This window comes from Streptomyces sp. NPDC048481 (genome assembly GCF_043200075.1).
Taxonomy (GTDB): Bacteria; Actinomycetota; Actinomycetes; order Streptomycetales; family Streptomycetaceae; genus Streptomyces.
Genome location: NZ_JBICXC010000029.1, coordinates 1 through 1081, shown reverse-complemented (window position 1 = coordinate 1081; position 1081 = coordinate 1). Strand labels below are relative to the sequence as shown.

At 68.8% G+C, this 1081-nt stretch carries 1 protein-coding gene; it reads right to left on the bottom strand.

Features of this window, described 5'->3' with window-relative positions; translation table 11 throughout:
• Positions 1-1068, bottom strand: a 1068-nt coding sequence (locus ACGFSH_RS34265; RefSeq protein ID WP_393355532.1) for a beta-ketoacyl synthase N-terminal-like domain-containing protein, incomplete at its 3' end; no start/stop codon positions are given.
• Positions 1069-1081: the final 13 nt, after the last annotated feature.

Genomic DNA, 1081 nt, shown 5'->3' with positions numbered 1-1081 from the left:
GGCGTCGGAGAGGCGTTCGAGGAGGAGGAGTCCTGCGCCTTCGGCCCAGCCGGTGCCGTCGGCGTGGGCGGAGAAGGCTTTGCAGCGGCCGTCGGGGGCGAGGGCGCGTTGGCGGCTGAATTCGATGAAGGTGGAGGGGGTGGCCATGATGGTGGCGCCGCCGGTGAGGACGAGGTCGGTTTCGTGGGTGTGGAGGGCGTGGGTTGCTTGGTGGAGGGCGACGAGGCTGGAGGAGCAGGCGGTGTCGATGGTGATGGCGGGGCCTTGGAGGCCGAAGGTGTAGGCGATGCGGCCGGAGGCGATGGAGGGCATGGATCCGTTGGTGATGTAGCCCTCGTAGCCGGTGGGTGCGGGGTGGAGTCGGGCGCCGTAGTCGTCGTACATGATGCCGGTGTAGACGCCGGTGTTGGTGCCGTTGAGGGTGTGGGGGTTGATGCCGGCGCGTTCGAGGGTTTCGAGGGTGAGTTCGAGGAGGAGGCGTTGTTGGGGGTCGATGGTGAGGGCTTCGCGGGGGCTGATGCCGAAGTGGGCGGGGTCGAAGTGGGCGGCGGTGTGGAGGAAGCCGCCGTGGCGGGTGGTGGAGGTTCCGGTGTGGTCGGGGTCGGGGTGGTAGAGGTGGTCGAGGTCCCAGCCGCGGTCGGTGGGGAAGCCGGTGATGGCGTCGGTGTGGTGGGTGATGAGCTGCCAGAGTTCTTCGGGTGTGGTGACGCCGCCGGGGTAGCGGCAGGCCATGGAGACGATGGCGATGGGGTCGTCGTGGGTGTTGCGGTCATGGCGGGGGGTGCGGGCGGGAGCGGCAGTGGGTGTGGCCGTGGTGGGTGTGGTGGGGGTGAGGTGGGTGGTGATGTGGGTGGCGAGGGCGTGGGGGGTGGGGTGGTCGAAGATGAGGGTGGAGGGCAGGCGTAGTCCGGTTTCGTGGTTGAGGCGGTTGCGTAGTTCGACGGCGGTGAGGGAGTCGAAGCCGAGTTGTTTGAAGGCTTGGTCGGTGGCGAGGTGTTGGGGTTGGGTGTGCAGGACGGCGGCGCAGACGCGGGTGACGAGTTCCCGGACGGCGGCGGCCCGTTCCACCTCAGACAGACCA